At 62.1% G+C, this 1,611-nt stretch carries 1 protein-coding gene; it reads right to left on the bottom strand.

Going from position 1 to position 1,611, the window contains the following annotated elements; translation table 11 throughout:
* Window positions 1-1,387 (bottom strand): KUP/HAK/KT family potassium transporter (locus NKI88_RS31665; RefSeq protein ID WP_352659326.1); only part of this gene is annotated, 1,387 nt, incomplete at its 3' end.
* Window positions 1,388-1,611 lie beyond the last annotated feature (224 nt).

Raw genomic sequence — 1,611 nt, 5'->3', positions numbered from 1 at the left:
AGCGGCTGCCGCGCACCCAGGTCCACATCGCCAGAACGATGGTGAAGGCCACCGCAAGCGACGCCCAGCCGCCCTCGAACACCTTCACGATGTTGGAGGCGAAGAAGCCGATGTCGATGAACGCGAACACCGCCGTCATCGCCACCGCCACCCACAGCCGCCATTTCCAAATGCGCGTCATGACGACGAACAGCAGCACCGTCGTCACCAGCATGTTGCCGGTCACCGAGATGCCATAGGCGGAGGCCAGCTTGCTCGATTCGCCGAAACCGACGACCAGCAACATCACCGCCAACGCCAGCAAAACATTGACGCGCGGCATGTAGATCTGGCCCGACTGCCGTTCCGACGTGTGCAGGATTTCGAGGCGCGGCAGCATATTGAGCTGCACCGCCTGCCTGGTCAGCGAGAAGGCGCCCGATATGACCGCCTGGCTGGCGATGACCGTCGCCGCGGTTGCCAATACCACCATCGGGATCAGCGTCCAGCCTTCGTTCATCTCGAAGAATGGATGGCCGACGTGACCGTTCTTCGCCAGCACGAAAGCGCCCTGCCCGGCATAGTTTAGCAGTAGGCAGGGAAACACGATGGCCAGCCAGGCGAGCACGATGGGCTTGCGGCCGAAATGGCCGAGATCGGCATAAAGCGCTTCGGCGCCGGTGACGGCGAGGAAGATGGCGCCGATGGTGACGAAGGCGACATCGGGCGAATTGATCAGGAAGGCGACGATGTAGTGCGGGCTGACCGCCCACAGGATTTCGGGATCGGCGATGATGTGGTTCAAGCCCGAAAGACCGATAGCCAGGAACCAGACCGCCGTGATCGGGCCAAAGATCAGCGCCACACCGCCGGTCCCGAAGCGCTGCACCGAAAACAGGATCGCCAGGATGACCAGCGTCAGCGGCACGACGTAGGGCTGGAAGGTCGGGGTAACGACATTCATGCCTTCAACCGCCGAAAGCACCGAGATTGCCGGCGTGATGACGGCGTCACCGAAGAACAATGACGCGCCGACAATACCGATGGCCAGGATGATCGCCGAGCGGGTCGGGAAACTGCCGCGCGCCAGCGCCATCAGCGACAGCACGCCGCCCTCGCCTCGGTTGTCGGCTCTGAGCACGAACATGATGTATTTGATGGTGACGATAATCGTCAACGACCAGATGATCAGCGACAGCACGCCCAGAATATCGCCGCGCTCGGCGATTTCGCCGCCGGAGGACGCAACAAGCGCTTCCCGGAAGGCGTAGATCGGGCTGGTGCCGATGTCGCCATAGACCACACCGAGCGCGCCCAGCATCAGAACTTTGGTGCTGTGCTGTTCGATTTCGGGATGGCTCGATTGTTCGACGGGTTCTGCCTCAATACCAGCATTGGTAAGGGCCATGGACGACACTCCGATAAGCGCGCGGTGCTCTACGCTTGCTGCGATGCAATATCAAGTGCCGTGACGGTAGGGCTACCATGTTCCCAGCGCAGGGCTTGCCCCGCAATGACCGGTGCGTGGCGTCAAAGGCTGCCGGAAACCTCAGATCGCCACCTGCGTGCCGATCTCGACCACACGTCCGGTCGGGATCTGGAAATACTCCGTCGCATCGGCCGCCGAGCGGG

The organism is Mesorhizobium sp. M0317 (assembly GCF_040321555.1).
Classification (GTDB): Bacteria; Pseudomonadota; Alphaproteobacteria; order Rhizobiales; family Rhizobiaceae; genus Mesorhizobium.
Note: the sequence above shows the minus strand (reverse complement) of the source record. Positions and strands in the feature narration are given on the sequence as shown.